Here is a 23334-nt window from a genome sequence, read left to right as displayed (position 1 = left end):
GTGGGCCTCCTCAGAAGCTCTGGCCGAGGCCGATGTAGAGGCCGAAAGCGGAGTCGCCCGGCTTGGGATCGAGTGGCACCGCCACGTCGAGCCTCACCGGTCCGAGCCCCGTATAGTAGCGAAGGCCACCACCGGCTGCGAGCCGCAGGCTCTCGGAGAAATCGGGGTAGCTCGATGCGAAGGCGTTGCCGGCATCGACGAACCCGACCACGCCGAAGCTGTCGGTCACCTTGGCGCGCATTTCGAGCGATCCTTCGAGATGCGACAGGCCGCCCGTCACGGCGCCGTTCTTCTCCGGCCCAAGGCTGCGATAGGCATAGCCACGTACCGACGACCCGCCGCCTGCGTAGTAGAGGCGGCCATTGGGCATCTCGTCGATCGGCGCCCCGAGGATCGAGCCGGCGGCGAGGCGCCCGGCGATCACGAAGCGACCGTCGCGATCGACCGGCCAGTAGGACGCGACGGATGCGTCGACGATGACGCCGGCATTGCCGAAGTTGGCCTCGTAGAACGGTTCGAGGCTTGCCTTGGCGTTGAACCCCTCGTGCGGATCCGTCTTGTCGTCTCGACTGTCGTAGGTGAGGCCGAGCGGAAGACCGGTGAACAGGAACTTGTCGGTGCCCTGGGAGTCCTCGTCGCGCGAGGCGGTGACGCCGAGGCCCAACGAGGCGGAAAGCTGCTCGGTGATAGCGTGGGTCAACCCCACCTTCGCGGTGACCGCGGTCTCGGTGTAGGTGTCGGGCGTTTCCCGCGTCGCCCCCAGCGCGGCGTTGAAATCGGTGAACGGGGTGATGACGCCCGGGCGGGTGAAGGTGGCCGAGAGATTGTAGTTGAAATCCTTGGGGTCGACGCCGGCAATGCCGTTCACCGCACCGGACAGCCTGAGAGATTCGGCATGTCCCCACAAATTGCGATGCTGCCAGTAGGCTTCGAGACCGGCACCGTCCTCGGTGGCGTAGCTGACGCCGCCGCCGAACACGCGGAGCGGCCGTTCGGCGACGTTGAGGGTCAGCGGCAGCTCGCCGTTGGGGCCGAGTGTCTTCACTTCCTCGATGCGCTGGCTGGAGAACACCTGAAGTCGCCGGAGGTTTTTCTGCCCGCGCTCGATGGCGGCGGGGTCGTATGGCGTGCCGGGCTCGATGCCGGCCATCCATGCGGTATACTCGGGGTTCATGCGGCTGGTGCCGGTGACCGCGAGCGGCCCGAAGGTCGCCGCCGGACCAGGATCGACGGTGATCGCCACGTCGAGCGTGGAGGTATCGTGCTGGGCGACTGTGTCGCGCTTGACGATGCTGGCCAGCGGATGGCCGCGCCGTCGCCAAGCGTCGATCAACAGCTTCTCCGACCCGGTCACGGCGCCGGCCCGTGCCGGCTCGCTGGCGGCAAGCCCGATCTCGGCCGGCGTCGACTTTACGAAGTCGGCGTCTTCCTGCCCAAGCGGCGGTGCGCCGGTGATCTCCACCTTGCCGAAGCGGAAGAGCGGCCCCGGTGTCACGCGCATCGCGACCTTCACCGGTTGCGGCAAGGTCGAATCAGGCGCGACCGAATCGGGATCGCGACCGTCGATCGTGATGTCGACGGTGCCGCCATAGTGCCCGGCCCTGTAGAGGGCGGCGGTGACGCGGGCATACTCGGCGTTGACACGGCTGAGGAAGGCGGCCGTCGAGGGTGGCGGCGTCTGGTCGCGGCCGGACCAGAGAGCCGAGGCGGCGAGCACCGCCGCGTGCAGGTCGTCGTCGGCGCCGACCGTATCGATCGCCACGGTGTAGCGCTGGGCGTCGGGCGAAATGTCGGGGTCGGGCTCCGCCTCGAAGAAGCGATGGCCGAAAAGCTCGAAGGCGGTGGCTTCGCCCGACAGCAGGGGGGCGGAGAGCAGAGACGCCGCCACGGCGACGAGGCGGGCGATGGTCGGGGGTAATCTCTTCCCTTTGGCCCGCATGAAAACGCCCCTTCCAACTCACACGACGCACGACGACCGGCTTGGTGCCGGCACCTCGTTCGAGGGGATTAGAATAAATTGAGGTTACCGAACAGGAAAGATGCCAATCATCGCAATTCGTCCTGCTGGTCGAAACGACGAGAAAAGGCCCGCGAGGGGGAGCGCGGGCCGAGTTGCCTCTTGGAGTTTGGAGGAGAGGTCAGCGGATTCGTGAGCCGCCTTCGTTGAATATGTAGCGCCGGTCCGGTGGACAGCCGAGCGTGATGGTGTCGCCGGAGCGGACGTCCGGTCCGTCCCGATACTCGACGATCAGCGGTTGGCCGTCGGTGAGCTGGCAATAGAGGTAGCGCGTGCCGCCGAGATATTCGAGCACGTCGACGCGTGCCTCGATGCCGCCGGCGGCACCGACGATCAGGTGTTCCGGCCGCAGGCCGAAGGTCACCTTGTCGCCCGGTGTCAAACCGGCACCGACGATTGCCGCATCCTCGCTCCGCCCGGCAAGCTCCACCTTGCCATTGCCCCGCCAGACGGCGTCGAGAAGGTTCATGCGCGGCGAGCCGATGAAGCCGGCCACGAAGGCGTTGTCGGGATCCTCGTAGACCGTGCGGGGCGATCCCGACTGTTCCACCCGGCCATCGCGCAGCACGACGATCACGTCGGCGAGTGTCATCGCCTCGGTCTGGTCGTGCGTCACGTAGACCATCGTGTTGCCGAGTTCGCGATGCAGCCGGGCGATCTCGACGCGCATGGAGACGCGCAGCTCGGCATCGAGGTTGCTCAGCGGCTCGTCGAACAGGAACACCTCCGGCTGGCGCACGATCGCCCGACCGATGGCGACACGCTGCCGCTGCCCGCCGGAAAGCTGGCCAGGGCGGCGGTCGAGAAGTTGCTCGATCTTCAGGATGGCGGCCGCCGCCGCCACCCGCTCGTCGATCACCGCCTTGTCGGTGCGCTGCATCTTCAGCCCGAAGGCCAGATTGTCGCGGACCGTCATGTGCGGATAGAGCGCGTAGCTCTGGAACACCATGGCAATGCCGCGCTGCGACGGATCGACGTCGGTGACGTCGCGACCCTTGATGGCAATCTCGCCGTCGGTCACCTCTTCAAGGCCGGCGATCATGCGCAAGAGCGTCGACTTGCCGCAACCCGACGGACCGACGAACACCACGAAGGCGCCATCGGGGATCGAAAGGTTGACGCCGTGGATGACCTCCATCGAGCCGTAGCTCTTGCGCACCTCGGTCAGCTGAACCCCGTTCTCCGACATGGTCGTCACGCTCCGGTCTTCTTCGGGCCGCCCCGCATCCAGACGAGCATCTCGCCGGGAGCACGGTTGTCCCAGAGGTGGTAGGGCACGAAGCGAATCTTGGCGGGCTGCGTCGCCGGCGGGGTTTCGCGGTAGAGCGAGCCCTCGAACCCGGTGCTGACGTCACGCGTCGCCTCGACGTCGAGCGCGACCGCGCCGCCGAGCTCGGCCAGCTCGCTCTCGCCCGCCTTGGCCGGGTCGCCCGTGACGGTGAAAGCATTGAGGCCTTCGCCGTTGTCCACGCCTTCGGCGCAATAGACGAGCGGTCCGCGCATCAGCGCGAGGCGGCCGGTATCCTGGCGCACGCGCGGATCGGCCCAGAGCGCGCGCGGGATCAGCGGCAGGTGGAGATCGATGACTTCGCTGCCGGTCCATTCGTGTTCGATGCGAGCGTACCCGTCCACCATGATCGAGGCGAGGTCCACAGCCCCTCCATCGATCGAAAGCTTGGCGCCTTTCGCCCAACCGGGAATGCGCAGGGAGATGGCAAAGCGCGTCGGCTTCTCCACCTTCAGCGTCAGCCGCACGGTCCCGTGCCACGGATAGCGCGTGGCCTGGCTGAGCTCGATCTTCGTGCCGGCCACCTCGGCCTTCACCGAGCTCTCGCCATAGAGATGCACGGCGATCTCGTCGTCGGCGACGGCGTACATGTAGGAGCCAATGGAGGCGACGAGACGGCCGATGTTGGGCGGGCAGCACGGGCAGCGATGCCAGATCCAGCGGTGATGCTTGCCGGCGCTTTCGAGCGGGTTCTCATAGAAGAAGGTCTTGCCGTCGAGCGACAGTCCGGACAGCGACCCATTGTAGAGCGCGACTTCCATGATGTCGGCGAAGCGCCGGTTGGGACCGCGGCCGAGCATGCGGTTCGCCCAGAACACCAGGCCGACCGATGCGCAGGTCTCCGCATAGGCGCTCTCGTTGGGCAGATCGTAGTAGTCGGTGAAGCCCTCGTTGGCCGCCGAGGGTCCGATGCCGCCGGTGACGTACATCTGCTTGGTGACGAGGTCGTCCCAAAGCGTTTCGAGGGCCTTGGTCAGCGTGTCGTCGCTGTACTCGGTGGCGATGTCCGCCATTCCCGAATAGAGATACATGGCGCGCACCGCATGTCCGACGACCTTCTTCTGGTCGCGGACCGGCTGGTGCGACTGGTTGTAGTGGTAGGATCCGAAGACGAAGTTCTTCGGATCGCGGCCGTCGCGCTGGGCCTCGATGTCGAAATAGTGGGGTTCGGTGCCGCGCTCGTCGATGAAATACTTGGACAGGTCCATGTATCTCTGCTGGCCGGTGGCGCGGGCGAGCTTGACCAATGCCAGCTCGATTTCCTCATGTCCGCAATAGCCGGCGATCTGGTTCGGACCGTGGCCGAACTTGTCGATGATGTGGTCGACATAACGGCACATGATGTCCATCAGCTTGCGCTTGCCGGTGGCCTGATAGTAGGCGACCGCGCCTTCGATCAGGTGCCCGGCGCAATAAAGCTCATGCGTGTCGCGAAGGTTGGTCCACTCGCGGCCTGGCACCACGCGCAGGTACCAGGAATTGAGATAGCCGTCCTCGCGCTGCAGCTTGCCATAGAGATCGATGATGGCGTCGACGCGCGCCTCGAGCTTGGGGTTGGGCTTGCGGTAGAGCGAATAGGCCACCGTCTCGATCGATTTTCCCAGGTCGCTGTCCCAGAACATCTGGGTCGAGACCATGGCCTTATGCTCGGTGGCCGGCACAGTCGGGCTCATCGAGTGGTAGGGAATGACGACGCCGGGGCTCGGCTGGTCGACGTCGATCGCCTTCAACATGCCCGCCTGGACGCAGCGGTCCAGCAGGGTTTCGGCCGTCGTCTCGCAGACGGCATCCTGACGGGTGCCGAACAGACCGCCGAGCACGACGGACGGAACGGGGACGGGGCGGAACTGACGGTCTCTCTTGGTCTTGGTCATGATCGGTATTCCAGTGCGGGAAGATGTCACTTCACGGCGCCGGCCATCAGGCCGCGCATGTAGTAGCGTTGCAGGAGCAGGAAGACGAACAGGCAGGGCACGCTCATCACCGTCACGCCCGCCTGCACGGCGCCCCAATCGATGGCGCCGAGCCGGCCCGCGCGCACGGCCGAGATCAGGATCGGCAGCGTGAACTTCGAGTTGTCGGACAGCAGCACCAGGGCGGCCAGGAACTCGTTCCAGGAGTTGAGGAAGGCGAAGATGGCGACGGTGACGATGCCCGGCAGCACCAGCGGCAGCAGAACGCGGACGAGCAGCTTCAGATCGCGGGCGCCGTCGATGCGAGCGGCCTCCTCTATTTCCTTCGGCACCGCGTCGAAGGCGTTGCGCATCATGAACACCGAGAACGGCAGCTGCAGCGTCACGTAGACCAGCGTCAGCCCGATCAGCGAGTTGTTGAGGCCCAGCTTGGCGAGGATGATGAACAGCGGCGTCAGGATCGACTGGAACGGGATCATCAGCGTGGCGATGATCAGCACGAACAGCGCGTTCTTGAACATGAAACGATAGCGCGAGAAACCGTAGCCGGCGAGCAGGCTGACGATCACCGTCAACAGGGCGGTGCCGATCGCCACCGCCGCCGAGTTGAGCGTGTGCTGCCAGACGCCGGCGCCGAAGCTGTCGAGACTGCGGTAGGCGTCGAGGCTGAAGCCGTTGGTCGGCCATGGCGGTATCGGCGGCAGCCGCGCTTCCGTGCCGTGACGGAAGGACGACAGAATGGTGATGGCGAACGGCGCCAGGAAGAACACGGCAAGCAGGATGCCGGTGCCGTGGTAGCCGCTGGCCCCGATGAGTGCCCGACGGGCGCGAGCTTCTTTCTTGGTGGTCATGCCCGGTCCTCCCCGACGCGCAGCAGCCAGAGCTGGAAGATGCTGATCAGCACCAGGATGACCAGGAGCGCCAGCGACATGGCCGCGCCGTAGCCGAGGTTGAAGGAGACGAAGGACTGGTTGAAGATGTAGTAGACCACCGAGATCATCTTGTTCTGCGGTCCGCCGGCCGTCATGATGTAGAACTGGTCGAAGGCGAGGATCGAGCCGGTCACCGACAGGATCAGCGACAACGCCATGGTCTTCCGCATCAGGGGCAGCGTCACGTAGAAGAAGCGCTTCCAGCGGTTGGCGCCGTCGATGCGCGCCGCTTCTCCGAGTTCCGTCGGGATGGCCTGCAGGCCGGTGAGCAGGATGATCATCGTGAAGCCGGCGACCTTCCAGACCACCATCAGGCAGATGATGAAGAAGGCGCTGTCGAAGCTGGCGAAGAAGTTGGTCTTGAGGTCGACGATTCCGAGCCAGGCGAGCAGCGGATTGAGAAAGCCGCTGTCGACGTTGGCGAACCACACCCAGAGCAGCGACGCCGAGGCGAGGCCCACCACCACCGGCATGAAGATCGCCGTCCGGTAGACGCCGACCATTCGCCGCTGACGCTCGACGAAGATGGCGAGCGGGAAGGCCAGCGCAAAGATGGCGATGGTGATGATCACCGTATAGTAGGCGGTAAAGCCCAGCGCCGAATAGAACCGGCTGTCGGAGACCATCCGGATGTAGTTGCCGAGTCCGATGAACTTGGGCTCGCCGAGCAACGGCCATTTGTGCAGGCTCATCCAGAAGGTGAACAGCACCGGCAGGATGAAGAAGACGATCACCAGCGCCATGGCCGGCGCGATGTAGAGAAGCCCCTTCCATTGCGACCGTCGCTTGGGTCGACGCCGGTTGGAGGGCGGGGATAGGCTTTCGGCGAGGGTCATCGCTGCCGCTCTTCTTGTCATTCGCCTGTGAGGTCGCGGAGGTCGCGACGTGGCGGATGGGCAAAACCAGGGAGGTCGGGCACGGACGGGTCGCGAGCGGACCGGCGTCGCTCCGAGGGAGGGACCGGCCGGAGGTGTCCGGCCGGTCGGTCGCAAGAGGCCCCTACTGGGCGTTGTCGATGATGCTCTGCATCTCTTCCTGAGCGGTGGCGAAGGCACCGTCGACGTCGTCACCGAAGATGGCGGCGTTGGTGAAGGAGGCCCACGGACCGTTGGCGCTGTTGATCAGGTCGTTGAACTGCAGCGTGTAGGGGGTCTTGGCGACGGCGATGGCATCGACGCCGACCTGCATGCGCGGATCGAGATCCTTCAGCACCTCGGCGGCGATGTCCGAACGGGTCGGCAGGCTGCCGTACTTGGCCATCACCTTCTGCCCTTCGAGAGAATAGGCATACTCGAGGAAGGTCTTGGCGATGCCGGCGCGCGGCGAGCCCTTGGTGATGACGAAGTTGTCACCGCCGGCGAACGACGACGTCTTGCCGTCGACGCTCGGGATCAGCGTCACGCCGAAGTGGATGTCCGGATGCTCCGTGACCAGCGTTCCGATGGCGAAGGCGCCAAGGTTCTGTTGGCCGATCTTGCCGTTGGTGATCGACAGGAAGTTGGTGCCCGTATCCGAAGCGGCGCCCGGCGGAACGACACCCGCCTTGACCATGTCGCGATAGTAGCCCACCGCCTTGCGCATCTCCGGCGTATCAAGCGTCGCCTTCTTGCCGTCTTCCGACAGGATGTCGGCACCGGCGCCCCAGGTGAGCGGGGTGAAGGTGAAGATCATGCAGCCGCCGCAGCCGCCGCCGGAGAAGTAGAAGCCGTAGGTGTCGTCGCCGAGGGCCCGGATCTTCTTGGCATTCTCGGAAATCTCTTCCCAGGTGGTCGGCGCCTTGTCCGGGTCGAGGCCGGCCTTCTTGTAGAGGTCCTTGTTCCAGGCGAACACCGAGGTCTCGACCGACAGCGGCAGGCCGTAGATCTTGTCCTCATAGGTGCCGAGCTTGACGTGGCTCGGCGACAGCGCCGAGAAGTAGGGAAGGGCCTTGGCCCAGTCGGTCAGGTCTTCGAGCTGTCCGGCCGCCGCGAAAGCGGGGTTGTAGATCAGGTCGAGCGACAGGGCGTCGGGCGCCTGGCCACCGGCGATGGCGGTGGCATACTTCTGCACCAGCTCGGAGAAGGGGACCTCCGTCATCTGGATCTTGTCTTCGTGGTTGGCGTTGAAGGCCTCGACCAGCTTGGTGAACGAGGCGCCGATGCCGCTGCGCACCCACATCTGCAGCGTTTCGGCCTGCGCCGCGCCGGCGGCGAAACAGAACGTGACGAGGCTGGCCGCGGCCAGCAGCTTGTTGATTCTCATTGCTCTCTCCTCCTAAGCGGGTTCCTCTCCCCCGCGAAAATCACCGCTTCAGGCCGGGGCTTCCGCGCCTCGGCAAGACTGGCGGACCACCAGCGAGCACGGCAGCTTGCGAATGCCGGACTGCACTTCGCGGCCCTCGGACATCGCCAGCACCAGCCGGCCGGCTTCCCGGCCGAGCGTCCTGAGGTTCATGTCCACGGTCGTCAGGGGCGGTCGCGTCTGCGCCGCCACGATGTCCCAATTATCGAAGCCGACCACGGCCACGTCATCCGGCACCCGGATGCCGCGCTCGCGCAGGGCGTCGACCACACCCCGGGCGATCTGGTCGTTGCCGCAGAAGATGCCGTCCGGCCTCTCCCCGCCGCGCTCCCAGAGCTGCTCCACGGCTTCGTGTCCCCAAGCTTCCGCCCAGACGCCATGAAGGACCTCGGGCGGTCCGTCGATCGCGGTACGATAGGCGTCGGCACGTTCGCGCACCGACTGGAAGGTCTTTGGGCCGGTGACGTGGACGATCCGCCGACAGCCGGCGTCGATCAGACACCTGGCGGCCAACCGGGCGCCCTGTTCGTCATCGGAGCGGAGCGTCACTCCGTCCGCCGGCCCCTTGGTGAAGGCGTAGACCACCGGCACGGCGAGGCCGGTCAGATCCACCGGCAGTTGCCGGTCGAGGCGCTTGCCGGAGGCGATGATGCCGTCGACGCTCTTGTCGAGCATGGCATCGACGTGGACGCGCGCCCGCTCCGGGTCGTCCTCGATGGCGCACAGAAAGACCGATACGCCGTGCCCAACCAGTTCCTCCGATACGCCGGCCATCACCGGCAGGGTGAAACGGCCATAGGTGTCGTTGGTCAGAAGGCCGATGGTGAAGCTGCGCTTGGTGATCAGGCCACGCGCCAACGCATTTGGCCGGAAGCCGACCTCCTGCGCCACCTTCTTCACCCGCTCCCGCGTCTCGGCGCTCATCCGGCCGCTGTCGTTGAGCGCCTTAGAGGCCGTCGAGATCGATACGCCCGCCAGCGCCGCCACGGTGTGGATCGTGACCCGCCCGCGCTTGCCACTGGTGACGCTCAGTTTTTCCTCCCTCGCTTGTTGGAGATGAAAAAACCTTTTCTCTTAGGTGAAGTCAATATGAGAAAACATTTTCTCATGTCGCTTTGAGTTTTGGTGCTTGCTAAGCCGTCATGTGGCCCATGTCATTGGCGGTACAGGTTTTTACTCACTCTTTTTGAACCAGAGACAAGAAATGGACGACGGTTGCAGCGCCGATGGCTAGACTAAAAGCTGACGGTCAGCGTCTGCTTCGGTCATCACGGACGGGGCCGGTGGACGACAGAAAACGGCGGGACGATTCCGTGGAATCGTCCCGCCGTCCGGTTGAAGCCCTGCCCGCGCCGTTCGTCAGGCGAGGAGATGGTCGATCGCTTTGCGCCAACCGGCAAGGTGTGCCTGGCGCGTGTCTGCTGGCATCGCCGGCGCGAACAGAGTCTGTCCCTCGCCGCTGGTCGTCATGCCGAGACCCAGGCCATGGAAAGCCACCGAGGCGGCACCAAGGGCGCTCACCTCGGGGAACTTGCCGCGGCGAAGCGGCCGGTCGAGAATGTCGGCTTGGAACTGCATCAGGAAGTCATTGCGCGAAGCGCCGCCATCGACCGACAGACCCGAGAGCGGAGCGCCGATGTCGGCCTCCATGGCCGAGAACACGTCCGCCACCTGAAAGGCCACGGCCTCGACGGCGGCGCGGGCCAGATGCGCGGGCTGGGTACCGAGCGCCAGACCGGAAATTTCCCCGCGCACATCGTTGCGCCAATGCGGCGCCCCGAGCCCGACCAGCGCCGGAATGAAGGTGACGCCGTTGCTCGACGGCACAGTCATGGCGAGCTCGGCAAGCTCTGCGGCGTCCTTCACGCCGAGAAGCGATGCCATGAAGGCGACCGTCTGGCCGGAAACCGAGATGTTGCCCTCAAGGGCGTGCCACACGCGGCCGCCGAGACTCCAGGCGATCGTGCCCGAAAGACCGTGACGCGAGCGGACGCGTTTCGGTACCAGCGACATCAGCGACGTGCCGGTGCCGTAGGTTGCCTTGACGGTGCCCGGTTCGCGCACGCCATGGCCGAACAGGGCGGCGTGCGAGTCGCCCATCATGCCGTGGACCGGAATGCCGGCCGGCAAGGCGGTCACGTTGGCCGACGTCTCGCCGAAGCGGCTGTCGGAGGATCTCACGTCGGCCAGCATGGCCTTCGGCACGCCGAACAGCGCGCAGAGCTCGTCGCTCCACGCAAGCGCCTCGGTGTCGAAGAGCTGGGTGCGGCTGGCATTGGAGTGGTCGGTGGCGTGGATCGCGCCACCGGTGAAGTTCCACAGCAACCAGCTGTCGATGGTGCCGGCGCGGATGGCTCCCGTCGCAGCCCGTGCGCGACCGTCGGGGATGCGATCGAGAACCCAGGCAATCTTGCTGGCCGGAAACAGCGGATTGATGCCGAGGCCGGTGCGGGCCTCGACGAAGTCGCCGTGGCCGGCGGCAATCAGCGCCTCGCAGGCCGAAGCGGTGCGGCGGCACTGCCAGATGATGCAAGGCGCAAGCGGCTTGCCGGTGGCGGCATCCCAGACGACGATCGACTCGCGCTGGTTGGAGACCGCGAGCGCGACGACATCCGCCGCCCGTGGATGGCCGGCCAGTTCATCGACGACCGCCTTGACGGCGGTCCAGATGGCATCGGCCGACTGCTCGGCCCAGCCGGACTGGGGATAGTCGACCGTCATCGGGCGGGAGGCGGAGGCGATCACCGCTCCCGACCTGTCGACGAGCAGCGCCTTGGTGTTGGTGGTTCCCTGGTCGATGGCCAGGACGAGCGCATTGTCCATCGTCACCCCTTGCGGCTGATCGCCTTTCGCGCGGCGTCTGCGATACCGTTTTCGGTCAGTCCAAAATGATCGAACAGGAAGTCGACGGATCCTGTGGGCACGAAGCCCGGGAAGCCCAGCATCTCCATCGGAACGGGCCGGTGGAGGGCGAGGGTCTCGGCCACGGCGCCGCCGAGGCCGCCGCGCACGCTGGCCTCTTCCACGGTGACCACCGCGCCGGTCGACGCGGCATCGACGATCGCCTCGACGTCGAGCGGGTTCATCCAGGCCATGTTGACGACACGGGCCGACACGCCGCTCTCGGCCAGCACCTGGGCCGCCTGAAGCGCCTTGTGCAGCATGACGCCGTTGGCGAGGATGGCGACGTCGGCGCCTTCGCGCATCACCTCCGCCTTGCCCGGCTCGATGCGATCGAGGCGATGATCGAGCGCCGGTACCGGATAGCGGCTGACGCGGATGAACACCGGCCCCTCATGGGCGGCGGCAAAGCGAATGGCCTGCTCGGTTTCCCAAGGGTCAGACGGCACGATGGTGAGAAGGTTGGCGAGCGGCCTCAGCCAGGCGAGGTCCTCGATCGAATGGTGGGTGGGGCCGAGTTCGCCGTAGCCGATGCCGGGCGACTGGCCGCACAGCTTGACGTTGGTGTTGGAGTAGGCGACGTCGGCCTTCACCTGCTCGAGCGCCCGCCCGGTCAGGAAGCAGGAGGCGCAGGAGACGAAGGGAATGCGCCCGCCGTTGGCAAGGCCGGCGCCGACGCCGACCATGTTCTGCTCGGCGATGCCGACGTTGACGAGCCGGTCGGGCCAGCGCTTCTTGAAACCGCCGAGCTTGGAGGAGCCGACGCTGTCGTTGACGACGGCGACCACGCGCTCGTCGGCCTCGGCCAGCGCTTCCAGCGTCTTGGAGAAGGCGTCGCGGCAGTCGTACAGGCCCTCGTTGGTCTTGATGGCGGCCGACATCAGATGAGCTCCTTCATCGCCTGGGCGAACTGTTCGTCGGTGGGAACGCCGTGGTGCCAGGAGACGTTGTCCTCCATGAAGGACACGCCCTTGCCCTTGATGGTGTTGGCGATGACGCAGAGCGGCTTGTCGCGGCTCGCCGGATCGGCGCCGAGCACGTCGAGCAGGGTCGCATGGTCGTGGCCGTCGATCATCTCGACATGGAAGCCGAAGGCCCGCCACTTGTCGTCGAGCGGATCGAGACCGTTGGTGGCCTCGGTGCGGTCGCCCTGCTGCAGGCGGTTGCGGTCGACGATGACGGTGAGGCGGTTGAGCTTGCGGTGGCCCGCCGCCATGGCCGCTTCCCAGTTGGAGCCTTCCTGCAGTTCGCCGTCGCCGGTCAGCACGAAGGTTCGATAGTCCTTGGCGGCAAGCTTGCCGGCAATGGCGACGCCGACGGCGACCGGCAGTCCGTGTCCGAGCGGTCCGGTGTTGGTCTCGATGCCCGGCAGGTAGTTGCGGTTGGGGTGGCCGTTCAGCATGGACAGCGGCTGCATGTAGGTCTTGAGCTGGGCCTCGGGGAAGTAGCCGGCCTGGGCCAGCACCGAGTAGAAGGCGCCGGTGCAATGCCCCTTGCTCATGATGAACCGGTCGCGGTCCGGATGGCGCGGCTCGTTGGGATCGTAGCGCATGACGCCGAAGTACAGCGTCGCCAGGATGTCGGCTGCCGAGAAGTCGCCGCCGGGATGGCCGAGCCGGGCCTCGTGCACCATCGTGAAGGCGCTGCGGCGAATGCTCAGAGCCCGGGCGCAGACCATGTCGATCCTGTCGGCGCCGGAAACCGGCGCCGAGGCGGTTGAAAGAGGCATTTCCTATTCTCCGGGTTGCGACCGGCAGGCCGTCAACAGAAGGCCTTGAGGCCGAGCGTCGGCACGGCCTCGCCGTTGTGATGGTAGATGGGCAGCTTCATGTACCGGCTGACTGCCTCTTCGACGATGCCGGCCACCTGGCCGCGCACCATGGCGACGTGATGCTCGAAGCCGTTCTGCGTCACCACCTTGAGAAGCTGACGCAGTTTCTCGACCTGAATCACGGCGATGCCGCCGTCCATGCCGTAGGGATCATCGGTGAACCGGCCGTCGCCGACATAGGCTTTGATGGTGGCGTTGAGATCGTCGGAGGAGAAGCGCAGGAAGCTCATCGGCCCGGCCTTCACCTTGCCCTTGACGGCGCCGAAGCACTTGTCACGGCCGATGGTCTCGCCGAGCACGTCGAGCTCGCCGATATTGGGCGTGTCGCCGAAGAAGCTCTTCGGATAGTTGCCGCAGTGGGTGCCGACGCACTTGTCGGGGTCGTAGCCGTAGTTGTTGTTCCAGTCGAGGATGGCGGCCGGCTGGCCGGCGGCGAGCGTAAGCGCATACATCGACAGCGTGCCGAGCACGTCCACTTCGCAGGCGCTGGGCATCAGCTTCTCGCCCATCATGCTCATGGAGAGGCAGGTGGCGCAGCCATAGTTGTCCTGCAGCGACCGCCAGCACTGGATCGCCGAGGCGTCGCAGTCGTTCTCGCCCATCCACTCGTCGATGGCGATACCCCACTTGGCCTGCTTCAGAACCTGTTCGGGACGGATATGGGCGTCGATCTTGCCGTAGCCGCCGATGGCCACAAGCTTGTCCTTCACACTGGCGGCGTTGTCGTCGATCGCCTTCGCACGCCCGATGATTTCCGAGAGGTCGACCGGCACCACGGTGACGCCCATCGCCTGGAGCAGCTTTTCGGAGTAGCGCATGGTCTGGAACGGCGCCGTGCGGGCGCCGATGGCGCCGATGCGGGCGTGGCTGAGGCCACGTACCGTGCGGCAGACGCGGGAGAAGGCGTCGAGGTCGCGACCGAATTCCTCGCCGTCGAGGTCGGAGGTGTGGTTGGTCGTCTCGGTGAAGGGAATGCCGTAGTTGTAGAAATTGTTGGCGACCGAGATCTTGCCGCAGAAGGCGTCGCGGCGGCTCTTGACGTCGACCTTGTCGAACTCGTCGTTGCAGGCCTGAAGCAGGATCGGCACACCGAGGCTGGCGGCCATCACCATCTCGATGATGGCGATCTCGTCGCCGAAGTTGGCCAGCGAGATGACGAGACCATCGATCTCGCCCTTGTGGGCGGCGAAGAAGCGGCCATAGAGCTTGGCGTCGTCGCGCGTCTGCACGGCCCCGTTCACCGTGGCATCCACCGGCGGCATCAGCGTGCGGATGCCGAGGCGGGCGGCCTGGGCCTCCAGATCGTTGCGCGCCTTGATGCAGGGTGCGCCGTTGAAGAACTGCCTGCTGCCGATCACCAGGCCGAGGGTCACTTCGCGCTTGAACTTGTCCGTCATTCCATCCTCCCGTCGACGAGGCTTGCGTCGACACGAATTCAATTTTCGATTTTTATCGCTTTCTTTCGTTTGATGATGTTTTTTAGGGGGCGTTTTGTCAATAGGGTTTTTGCCCGTTCCCTTGTCGACAGGGCGCAGGTACGGCATTCGTTGGCTCGATTTGCCAAAAAGACTTGGCGGCTGAAGGGAAATCGGAGCTATAAGGATCGCAAGAAAGCGAAGGTTCCCATGGTGACAGAAGCATCGAATGGTAGCGGGGCGGACGTGGGGTCGTCCGGCAAGCGCGGCGCTGCCGCGGCTGATGCGCCCGCTTTCACCGGACTTCTCGCCGAGCCCCGGCGCATGAAGATTCTCGAATGGCTTCAGGAAGAAGGCAGCGCCCGCGTGCGCGAACTGTCGCAGGCCTTCAAGGTGTCCGAAGCCACCATCCGCCAGGATCTTGAGCGGCTCGAGCAGGACGGTCATATCCTGCGCGAGCATGGCGGCGCCTATCTCAAGACGGTGCAGCAGCAGGTCGGCACCATGTCGCTGCAGCACATCGAGAACATGGATCGCAAGCGCAAGATCGGCGCCAAGGCGGCGTCGCTGGTCAAGAACAACGAGACCATCATTCTCGATGCCGGCTCGACGACCACCGAGATCGCCCAGCGCCTGACCACCCGCGAAAACCTGACGGTCATCACCAACGCGCTCAATATCGCCATCATCCTCGGCGCTGTTCCCGGCTATGCCGTGCATATGCCCGGCGGCCAGTTCAAGGCGCCGACGCTGTCGCTCTCGGGCGACAAGTCCGTCGAGTATTTTCGCAATATCTTCGCGTCGAAGCTGTTTCTCGCGACGGCCGGCGTGTCGGTCGATGCCGGGCTTACCTATCCCAGCTTTGCCGACTTGCAGCTCAAGGAGGCGATGATCAAGGCGGCCGCCCACGTTTATCTTGTGGCCGATTCGTCCAAGATCAATCGCACGTCCTTCACCCGCCTCGGCAATCTCGATGTGATCCATTCGTTCGTGACCGACGACGGCATCGCCGACGGTGATGCCAAGGAGTTCGAACGTCGGGGCATCGAGCTGATCGTCGCCACCTGATGGCGAACTCCCGTTAGTTCGACGATCGACGGACTGCGTCATCTTCACCAGTGTCTTGTGGTGCGCCGTCGCGATGGCGTCGGGGCGACTCGTTGTCCCAATGCTCGGCCGATCGATGCTTGCAGGCGGCATTTTGCTCGCTTGTGGCGAGGGTTGAGGCGGCTTGCTACCTTTCGAATATTATCGACTTTTGTCTAATAGCGCGCGATTTGGCGTTCGTTGGCGTTTGTTTGGGTGGTCGGGGATCGAAGGTCAGCCCCATCCTGAAACGGGCCTGCGGAAAACGGCTGAAAATGTCATCCCGTTCACGCCGCACAATCCGGTGGCGGTCAATAGATGCGAATGATCCGTTGACAAACGATAGAAAACGAAAATAATCGAAACATAAGGTTCGGGACGGAGATCCCCGCGACCCTAGGGAGGATGAGCATGCCAGACCATGCTGCGTCGCGTCGGCCTTTCGCCGGCACGGCCGACAATCAGTCGTTCGCCGCTTTTCGCGGCCAGGGCGGCGCAAAGCTTTCAAGGCGTCTCATCGTTGCCGGTGTGCTGGCAGTGGCATTGGCCGGTTGCAAGATCCTGCCGATCCAGAGCGAGTCCGATGCGGCCCAGCAGAAATTCAATGGCGTGGACTACGTGACCAAGCTTTGGGATGGCGAGGTCATTCCGGTGGTTCGCGACAAGGCATTTCCGATCGAGACGGTCATCGCGGCCATCGAAGGCGGCCTCGACAAGGCCGGACCGGAGTTCGGTCATCGCCCCGCCGAGGAAGGGAGCCCCTGGAGCTTCGTCGTCAAGGGCACGGCGGTGATCAAGGAGAAGAACACGGCCTCCCGTGCCGGTACCGTGCTGATCGATGTCGCGACCCCGAAGGGGCCGGTGCCAGTCACGATCCAGATCGGTCCGGTCATCAAGGGCAACTCGCTGCGCGACGCCATGCCCTTCATCAACTTCCAGAATTTCACCAACCAGCTCGAGTTCGCCGAGGTCGGCCGCGCCTTCAATGGTCGCGTTGCCGAGGAACTCAAGACGGTCGTCGAAGGGCTGGCCACCGGCCAGACGATAGCCTACTCCGGCACCTTCTCGCTCAACACGGCCACCGACAAGATCCTGCTGACCCCGGTTCTGATCGGTCCGGCGGGAGGATCCCAATGAGCGCGCTGGAACGGACCGACGCGCCGGCGGTCATTCTTCGTGCCGAGAAGATGACCCGCGTCTTCCCCGGCACCATCGCCTTGGAAGACGTCGACTTCGATGTCTACGAGCGCTCCGTGAACGTGCTGATCGGCGAGAATGGCGCCGGCAAGTCGACGCTGATGCGCATCCTCGCCGGCGTCGATCGGGCGACGTCCGGCCGCATCCTGATGGGTGGCGAGGAGGTGGAGTTCTCATCGGTGCTCGACGCGGCGCAAAAGGGCATCGGTATCGTCTTCCAGGAACTCAATCTCTGCCCCAATCTCACGGTCACCGAGAACATCTTCCTCGGTCGCGACATGACCAAGGCGGGCATCCATATCGACATGGCGCGCCAGCGCGAGCGGGCGAAGGAACTGCTCGCCCGCCTCGAGCACGACATCGACCCCGACACGCTGGTCGACGATCTCAGGATCGGCGAGCAGCAGATCGTCGAGATCGCCAAGGCGCTGGCCGACGACGTCAAGGTCCTGATCATGGACGAGCCGACCTCGGCGCTGTCGGCCTCCGAGGTGGAAGTGCTGTTCCGCGTCATCGCCGAGCTGAAGAAATCCGGCGTCGCCATCATCTACATCTCGCACCGCCTTGAGGAACTCGTCCGCATCGGCGACTACTTCACGGTGCTGCGCGACGGCCATTTCCAGGCGAGCGCCCCCAAGGGCGAGGCAACCATTCCCTGGATCATCCGCCAGATGCTCGGCACGTCGGAATTCGCCAAGCGCCAGCAGCGCGAGGTGAAGGTGGGCGAGGCCGTCCTGTCGGTGCGGGATCTCAAGCTTCCGCGCGTGGGCGGCGGTTACCTCGTCGACGATGTCAGCGTCGATTTCCGGGCTGGCGAGATCGTCGGCATCTACGGTCTCCTGGGCGCCGGACGCTCGGAACTGTTCGAAAGCCTGTTCGGCCTGCGCGCCGACGCGCGCGGCACGGTCACCATCAACGGCAAGGCGATCGACCAGTTGCCGGTATCCCGGCGCATCGCCGCCGGTCTCTTCCTGGTGCCGGAGGATCGGCAGCGCGACGGTCTCGTGCAGAATCTCTCCGTCGGCAGGAACCTGTCGCTCGCCAGCCTTGCCAAAGTCACCAAGCTCTTCACCGTGCAGAGCGGTGCCGAACGCAAGGCGATCGACGTGCTGTTCCGCTCGTTGCGCATCAAGGCGCCGTCGCCGGACACGCCCATCACATCCCTGTCCGGCGGCAACCAGCAGAAGGTGGTCATCGGCAAGAGCCTGATGACCGAACCCAGGGTGCTTCTGCTCGACGAACCCACCCGAGGCATCGACATCGGCGCCAAGGAAGAGGTGTTCCGCACCATGCGCGAACTGGCCGATCAGGGCCTCGCGGTGGTCTTCGCCACCTCGGATCTCAAGGAAGTCCACGCGGTGTCCGACCGCGTGCTGGTGATGTCGCAGGGGCGGATCACCGCCGACCTGCCCGATCATGAGGCGACGGACGAGGCCATCGTCCTCGCCTCCACCAAGGGACACGCCGCCCCCGCCCCAATGTCCGCCCAAGACCACCCGGCTCAGGATCAGTGACCATGACCAACACAGTTGCAACCCCGGCGGCCGATGCGCCCAAAGGACAGTCGACACTGCTCCTCTTGCTCCTGAAGCTCAGGACCTTCATCGCGCTGATCGCCGTCGTCGTCTTCTTCAGTCTGATGGCGCCGAACTTCGTCACCGTCGCCAACGCGGTGATCGTGTCCAAGCATGTGGCCATCAATGCTTTCCTCGCCATCGGCATGACCTTCGTCATCCTGACCGGCGGTATCGACCTCTCCGTCGGCGCAATCGTCGGTCTGGTCGGCATGGTCGCCGGCGCACTGGTCCTCTACGGCATCCCGCTCGAGATGTTCGGCGTGGTGATCTATCCCAACGTCTGGGAGGTGATCGGCATCGCGCTTCTGGTTGGCACCTTCGTCGGCCTGATCAACGGCCTCCTGATCACACGCATGCAGGTGGCCCCGTTCATCGCCACGCTCGGCATGCTCTACGTCGCCCGTGGTACGGCGCTTCTGATGTCGGGCGGCTCCACCTTCCCGAACCTGATTGGCAAGCCGGAGTTCGGCAACCAGGGTTTCCCCACGCTCGGCTCCGGCACCATTCTTGGCATTCCCCTGTCGATCTGGCTGCTGCTGGTCGTCGCCTGCATCGCCGCCTACGTTGCCACCAAGACGCCGTTCGGCCGGCAGATCTACGCCGTCGGCGGCAATGAGCGCGCCGCCACGCTGAGTGGCGTCAACGTCAACCGGGTCAAGCTCACCGTCTACATGATCTCGGGTTTCTGTGCCGCCATCGCCGGCCTTGTGGTCGCCTCCCAGCTGGTTGCCTCGCATCCGGCCTCCGGCGAGACCTTCGAAATGAACGCCATCGCGGCGGCCGTGCTCGGCGGCACCTCGCTGTCGGGTGGTCGCGGCACCATCGGTGGCACCATTGTCGGCGCCTTCGTCATCGGCGTGCTCTCCGACGGCCTGGTCATGATGGGCGTCTCGGAGTTCTGGCAGATGGTCATCAAGGGCGTCGTCATCGTCGGCGCGGTCATCCTCGACCAGATGCAGCGCCGCATCGCCCGTAATGCCCGGCTTGGCTGATATCTGGGCTGAAATTCTGGCGCCGGCCGAAGCCCCGGCCGGCGTCAACGACTGCGGCCGTCGACACCCGACGTGAACCGCGCCCCGCTGAGAGGTGTGCAGCGGACTTTAGTGGAGGAGAATGACATGTCGCTTCGCAAAACTCTGAAGACGGTTTCCCTCGGCCTGTTGGCCGGTATCGCCCTGACCGCCTCGGCGCTGGCCGCCGACGGCAAGCTGATCGTCATCATCACCCCGAGCCACGACAACCCCTTCTTCAAGCAGGAAGCGGTTGGCGCCCAGGCCAAGGCCAAGGAGCTCGGCTACGAGGCGGCGATCTACAGCCATGACGACGACGCCAACAAGCAGAACGATCTGATCGACTCGGCCATCGCCCAGAAGGCCGCCGCGATCATCCTGGACAACGCCGGTGCCGACGCCACCGTCGCCGCCGTGCAGAAGGCCAAGGATGCCGGTGTGCCGTCGTTCCTGATCGACCGCGAGATCAATGCCAACGGCATCGCCGTCGCCCAGATCGTCTCCAACAACTATCAGGGCGCCACCCTGGTCGCCGAGAGCTTCGTCGAAGCCATGGGTGAGAAGGGCAACTTCGTCGAGCTGGTCGGCAAGGAATCCGACACCAACGCCGGCGTGCGCTCCAAGGGCTTCCATGACGTGATTGATCAGTATCCCGACATGAAGATGGTCGCCCAGCAGAGCGCCAACTGGAGCCAGACCGAAGCCTTCTCCAAGATGGAATCGATCCTCCAGGCCAATCCGGACATCAAGGGCGTGATCTCCGGCAACGACACCATGGCCATGGGCGCCATGGCCGCTCTCGAGGCCGCTGGCCGCAAGGACGTTCTGGTCGCCGGCTTCGACGGCTCCAACGACGTCCGCGATGCCATCATCGCCGGCAAGATCCATGCGACCGGCCTGCAGCCGGCCTTCCGTCAGGCTCAGTATGCCGTCGAACTGGCCGACAAGTACCTCAAGGAAGGCTCCACCGGCCAGCCTGAGAAGATCTCCATGGACTGCGTGCTGATCACCAAGGAGAACGCCGCCAAGCTCGACAACTTCGCGCTCAAGGACTGATCTCCGAGCAAATGGAGCCTCGGCGGCACGTCCGCCGGGGCCTCCTGAAGGCACGAACGAAACAGGCAGGCGCCGAGCAGCGCCTGCCTGTTTTGCATTGGCCGTCCGGCAAGGATGGACGGCGAGACCGGGCTCAAGCGAAATCGGGCGTCAGTACCGCGTTCTTGAGCGCGATCGAGTAGGGATGCTGGGGGTTGTCGAGAACCGCCCTGGCATTGCCTCGCTCCACCACCTCGCCCTTCTTCATGATGATGATGCGGTCGGAAATGTAGTAGGCGGTGGCGAGATCGTGGGTGATGTAGATGATCGACAGGCCCAGCCGGTCGCGCAGCGCGCCGAACAGGTTGACGATCGACATCCTGAGCGAGGCGTCGACCATAGACACCGGCTCGTCGGCCACCAGCAGGCGTGGATCGGGAATCAGCGCCCTGGCGATGGCGGTGCGCTGCAACTGTCCACCGGAGAGTTCGTGCGGAAAACGCCCTCGAACCTCGGCCAGCGTCAGTCCCACCTCGACCAGGGCCCGGTCGACGCGCTCTTCGATCTCCTGGCGGCTCGGCTTGCCCTTTGCCCTCATGAAGTTGGCGGCGGTGGCGAACAGGTAGCGATCGACCCGCTTCAACGGATTGAAGGCTTCGAACGGGTTTTGCAGCACCGGCTGCACCTTGGCCATGAATGCCCGGCGAGCGGCGCTGCTGCGGATGCTGGCGACGTCGACGCCATCGAACAGCACCCGGCCGCGGGTCGGCAGTTGCTGGCCGAGCACCATGGCTGCCAGAGTCGATTTGCCGGAGCCTGACTCGCCGACCACGGACAGGATTTCCGGCTTCCCGGCTTCGATCTGCAACGAGATGTCCTTCACCGCCTCGACGGAGCGGCGCGACAGGAGTCCGCCTTGAAGGAACGTTTTGCCGACGTGGTCGATGTCGAGGATGAGGCTCATGGCGTCGCTCCCGAGACGGCGAAGCAGGCGACGCGGTGGCGCGGCGTCAGGTTGGTCATCGGCGGCACCTCCCTGGAGCAGATGTCCATGGCCAGCGGGCAGCGGGGGTGAAAGCGGCAGCCGCTTGGCGGCTCGGCGAGGCTCGGCGGCCGGCCCGGCAGCGACGCGCGGCGCGTGGTGTCGCCGATCTTCGGCAGAGAAGCGACCAGATGCTGGGTGTAGGGGTGACGGGCGCCGCGAAACAGCGTCGGCGTGTCGGCCTCCTCGACGAGACGACCGGCGTAGACGATGCCGACGCGATCCGACACCGTCGCATGCACGCTCATGTCGTGCGTCACGAACAGGAAGGACGATCCGAGATCGCGCTGGATGTCGCGCAGCATGGCGAGGACGTCGCGCTGGACGATGACGTCGAGCGCTGTCGTCGGCTCGTCGGCGACGATGAACTCCGGCGTGCAGACGGTGGCGAGCGCGATGGTGGTTCGCTGACGCATGCCTCCGGACAGCTGATGCGGGTAGCTGTCGAGCACGTCGGGGTCGAGGTCCAATCGCCTGAGATGATCCCGTACCTTGTCCCAGAAGGTGGCGCGATCGAGGCCCATGTGGGCAAAGGCAAAGTCGTAGAAGGAATGCTTGATCCGGCGCACCGGGTTCAGCACGTTCATCGATCCTTGCATGATGTAGGACAGGTGCCGCCAGCGGATGGCCTGCAGTTTGTCCGGCTTCATGTCGTAGATGTCGTAGCTCTGTCCGCCGAAGTTGAAGCGAACGGTTCCGCCGACCACGTGCAACGGTGGCCGGATGGCGCCGACGATGGTCTTGATCAGCGATGTCTTGCCGGAGGAGGATTCGCCGGCGACGCCATAGATCTCTCCCTTGGCCACGGTCAGGCTGATGTCGTCCACGGCGCGAATGTCGCGATCGATGCCGAAGGCCTTGGTGGTGTAGTAGGCCTTCAGCCTTTCGACCACCAGCGTCGGCTGGGTCGCCGCTTCGGGAGCGTGGAGAAGCGCTTCGGTTTGCATCGGCTCAGCTCCCCATCCGGTTCAGGCGACTGCGTGGATCGATGTACTCGTTCATCGACATGGAGAGCAGGAATAGCCCGATGAACAGGACGATGATGGCCACCACCGGCGCCGCCACCCACCACCAGATGCCGGAAATCAGGGCCGAATGGGAGTTCGCCCAATAGATGATCTGGCCCATGGTTGGCGTATCGACGTCGGTGAAGCCGAGCACGGACAGCGTGATCTCCATGCCGATTGACCAGATCATGTTGTTCATGGTGGTCGCGAAGACGATCGGCATCACGTAGGGCAGGTGCTCCTCGACGAGGATCTTGCGCATGCTCATGCCCGAATAGACGCTCTGCGTCGTGAAGGGGCGCGTCCTCAGGCTCATGGCGATCGATCGGATCAGGCGGGCGTCGTAGGACCATCCGAGCGCCGACAGGATCAGCACCAGCATCAGCCAGTTCATCTCGTCCTTCAGCACGAAGTAGAACAGCACCAGAATGGGGAAATGCGGGATCACCATGACCGAGTCGTTTATCGCCATCAGCACGCGATCGACGCGACCGCCCGCATAGCCGGCGGTAAGCCCGACCACCAGCGACAGGATGCGCGACAGGAAGGCGACGGCCAGACCGAAGGCGAAGGTGTTCCTGAGGGCGATCACCAATTGCCAGAAGTTGTCCTGGCCGCGCGAGGTGGTGCCGAACCAGAACTCGGCGTCCGGCGGCATGTCCGGAGGCACCACGTAGATGTCGGCGGCCGGGTAGGGTGAAAAGAAGGAGAGGATGACGGCTCCGATCAGCAGCAGCAGGATCGCGAGGCCGATGGCAAACTCGATGTTGTAGCGGATGAGGTCGCGGATGATTGTGAACATG

General features: G+C 64.8%; 19 protein-coding genes. 5 read left to right on the top strand and 14 right to left on the bottom strand.

Going from position 1 to position 23334, the window contains the following annotated elements; translation table 11 throughout:
- Positions 1-10: 10 nt before the first annotated feature.
- The 11 genes from QQZ18_RS15385 to QQZ18_RS15335 form a co-directional block, all read right to left on the bottom strand.
- The gene (locus QQZ18_RS15385; protein ID WP_284541792.1) at positions 11-1939 is read right to left on the bottom strand and encodes an autotransporter assembly complex protein TamA; all 1929 of its coding nucleotides are present in this window, start codon (positions 1937-1939) and stop codon (positions 11-13) included.
- Positions 1940-2138: 199 nt separating this feature from the next.
- Entirely contained in the window at positions 2139-3206 is a 1068-nt protein-coding gene (locus QQZ18_RS15380; protein ID WP_284541900.1) for an ABC transporter ATP-binding protein, read from the bottom strand.
- 5 nt (positions 3207-3211) lie between these two features.
- Positions 3212-5179 (bottom strand): glycoside hydrolase family 127 protein, encoded by a 1968-nt coding sequence (locus tag QQZ18_RS15375; RefSeq protein WP_284541791.1) that lies wholly within the window; start codon positions 5177-5179, stop codon positions 3212-3214.
- A gap of 26 nt (positions 5180-5205) precedes the next feature.
- Positions 5206-6069, bottom strand: a complete 864-nt coding sequence (locus QQZ18_RS15370) for a carbohydrate ABC transporter permease (RefSeq protein ID WP_284541790.1) — start codon at positions 6067-6069, stop codon at positions 5206-5208.
- Positions 6066-6986: a carbohydrate ABC transporter permease gene (locus tag QQZ18_RS15365; RefSeq protein WP_284541788.1), complete on the bottom strand. Its 921-nt coding sequence runs from the start codon at positions 6984-6986 to the stop codon at positions 6066-6068. The genes QQZ18_RS15370 and QQZ18_RS15365 overlap by 4 nt, the downstream gene beginning before the upstream one ends.
- A 163-nt stretch (positions 6987-7149) precedes the next feature.
- Positions 7150-8391, bottom strand: coding sequence for an ABC transporter substrate-binding protein (locus QQZ18_RS15360; protein ID WP_284541787.1), 1242 nt, complete (start codon positions 8389-8391; stop codon positions 7150-7152).
- Positions 8392-8439: 48 nt separating this feature from the next.
- Positions 8440-9462: a LacI family DNA-binding transcriptional regulator gene (locus QQZ18_RS15355; RefSeq protein ID WP_284541899.1), complete on the bottom strand. Its 1023-nt coding sequence runs from the start codon at positions 9460-9462 to the stop codon at positions 8440-8442.
- Positions 9463-9789: 327 nt separating this feature from the next.
- Positions 9790-11253 carry an FGGY family carbohydrate kinase gene (locus QQZ18_RS15350; protein ID WP_284541786.1) on the bottom strand — a complete coding sequence of 488 codons (1464 nt, stop codon included), beginning with the start codon at positions 11251-11253 and terminating at the stop codon, positions 9790-9792.
- Positions 11254-11255: 2 nt separating this feature from the next.
- Entirely contained in the window at positions 11256-12212 is a 957-nt protein-coding gene (locus tag QQZ18_RS15345) for a transketolase family protein (protein WP_284541785.1), read from the bottom strand.
- The gene (locus QQZ18_RS15340; RefSeq protein ID WP_342398924.1) at positions 12212-13060 is read right to left on the bottom strand and encodes a transketolase; all 849 of its coding nucleotides are present in this window, start codon (positions 13058-13060) and stop codon (positions 12212-12214) included. The genes QQZ18_RS15345 and QQZ18_RS15340 overlap by 1 nt, the downstream gene beginning before the upstream one ends.
- Positions 13061-13092: 32 nt before the next feature.
- The gene (locus QQZ18_RS15335; RefSeq protein ID WP_284541784.1) at positions 13093-14559 is read right to left on the bottom strand and encodes an L-fucose/L-arabinose isomerase family protein; all 1467 of its coding nucleotides are present in this window, start codon (positions 14557-14559) and stop codon (positions 13093-13095) included.
- A gap of 228 nt (positions 14560-14787) precedes the next feature.
- On the opposite strand from QQZ18_RS15335, the gene QQZ18_RS15330 reads away from it, so the two are divergent.
- The 5 genes from QQZ18_RS15330 to QQZ18_RS15310 all read left to right on the top strand — a co-directional run bounded on the left by QQZ18_RS15330 (position 14788) and on the right by QQZ18_RS15310 (position 20503).
- Positions 14788-15645 carry a DeoR/GlpR family DNA-binding transcription regulator gene (locus tag QQZ18_RS15330; protein WP_284541783.1) on the top strand — a complete coding sequence of 286 codons (858 nt, stop codon included), beginning with the start codon at positions 14788-14790 and terminating at the stop codon, positions 15643-15645.
- 429 nt (positions 15646-16074) lie between these two features.
- Positions 16075-16800: a DUF2291 family protein gene (locus tag QQZ18_RS15325; RefSeq protein WP_284541782.1), complete on the top strand. Its 726-nt coding sequence runs from the start codon at positions 16075-16077 to the stop codon at positions 16798-16800.
- Positions 16797-18374, top strand: coding sequence for a sugar ABC transporter ATP-binding protein (locus tag QQZ18_RS15320; RefSeq protein ID WP_284541781.1), 1578 nt, complete (start codon positions 16797-16799; stop codon positions 18372-18374). Before QQZ18_RS15325 ends, QQZ18_RS15320 begins: the two co-directional genes overlap by 4 nt.
- Positions 18375-18376: 2 nt before the next feature.
- Positions 18377-19429, top strand: a complete 1053-nt coding sequence (locus tag QQZ18_RS15315; RefSeq protein ID WP_284541780.1) for an ABC transporter permease — start codon at positions 18377-18379, stop codon at positions 19427-19429.
- A 126-nt stretch (positions 19430-19555) separates the two neighbouring features.
- On the top strand, positions 19556-20503 hold the full coding sequence (locus tag QQZ18_RS15310) for a D-ribose ABC transporter substrate-binding protein (protein ID WP_284541779.1): 948 nt from the start codon (positions 19556-19558) through the stop codon (positions 20501-20503).
- 133 nt (positions 20504-20636) lie between these two features.
- Here QQZ18_RS15310 and QQZ18_RS15305 read toward each other — a convergent pair whose 3' ends face one another.
- Genes QQZ18_RS15305 through QQZ18_RS15295 form a run of 3 tightly spaced genes read right to left on the bottom strand, consistent with a single transcriptional unit; the run spans position 20637 to position 23333 of the window.
- Positions 20637-21446 (bottom strand): ABC transporter ATP-binding protein, encoded by an 810-nt coding sequence (locus QQZ18_RS15305; protein ID WP_284541777.1) that lies wholly within the window; start codon positions 21444-21446, stop codon positions 20637-20639.
- The gene (locus QQZ18_RS15300) at positions 21443-22471 is read right to left on the bottom strand and encodes an ABC transporter ATP-binding protein (protein WP_284541776.1); all 1029 of its coding nucleotides are present in this window, start codon (positions 22469-22471) and stop codon (positions 21443-21445) included. Before QQZ18_RS15300 ends, QQZ18_RS15305 begins: the two co-directional genes overlap by 4 nt.
- Positions 22472-22475: 4 nt before the next feature.
- Positions 22476-23333, bottom strand: a complete 858-nt coding sequence (locus QQZ18_RS15295; protein WP_284541775.1) for an ABC transporter permease — start codon at positions 23331-23333, stop codon at positions 22476-22478.
- Position 23334: the final 1 nt, after the last annotated feature.

Origin of the sequence: Pleomorphomonas sp. T1.2MG-36 (assembly GCF_950100655.1) — a bacterium.
Taxonomy (GTDB): Bacteria; Pseudomonadota; Alphaproteobacteria; order Rhizobiales; family Pleomorphomonadaceae; genus Pleomorphomonas.
The sequence above is the reverse complement of the archived record's forward strand: the minus strand, read 5'-3'. Positions and strand labels throughout refer to the sequence as shown.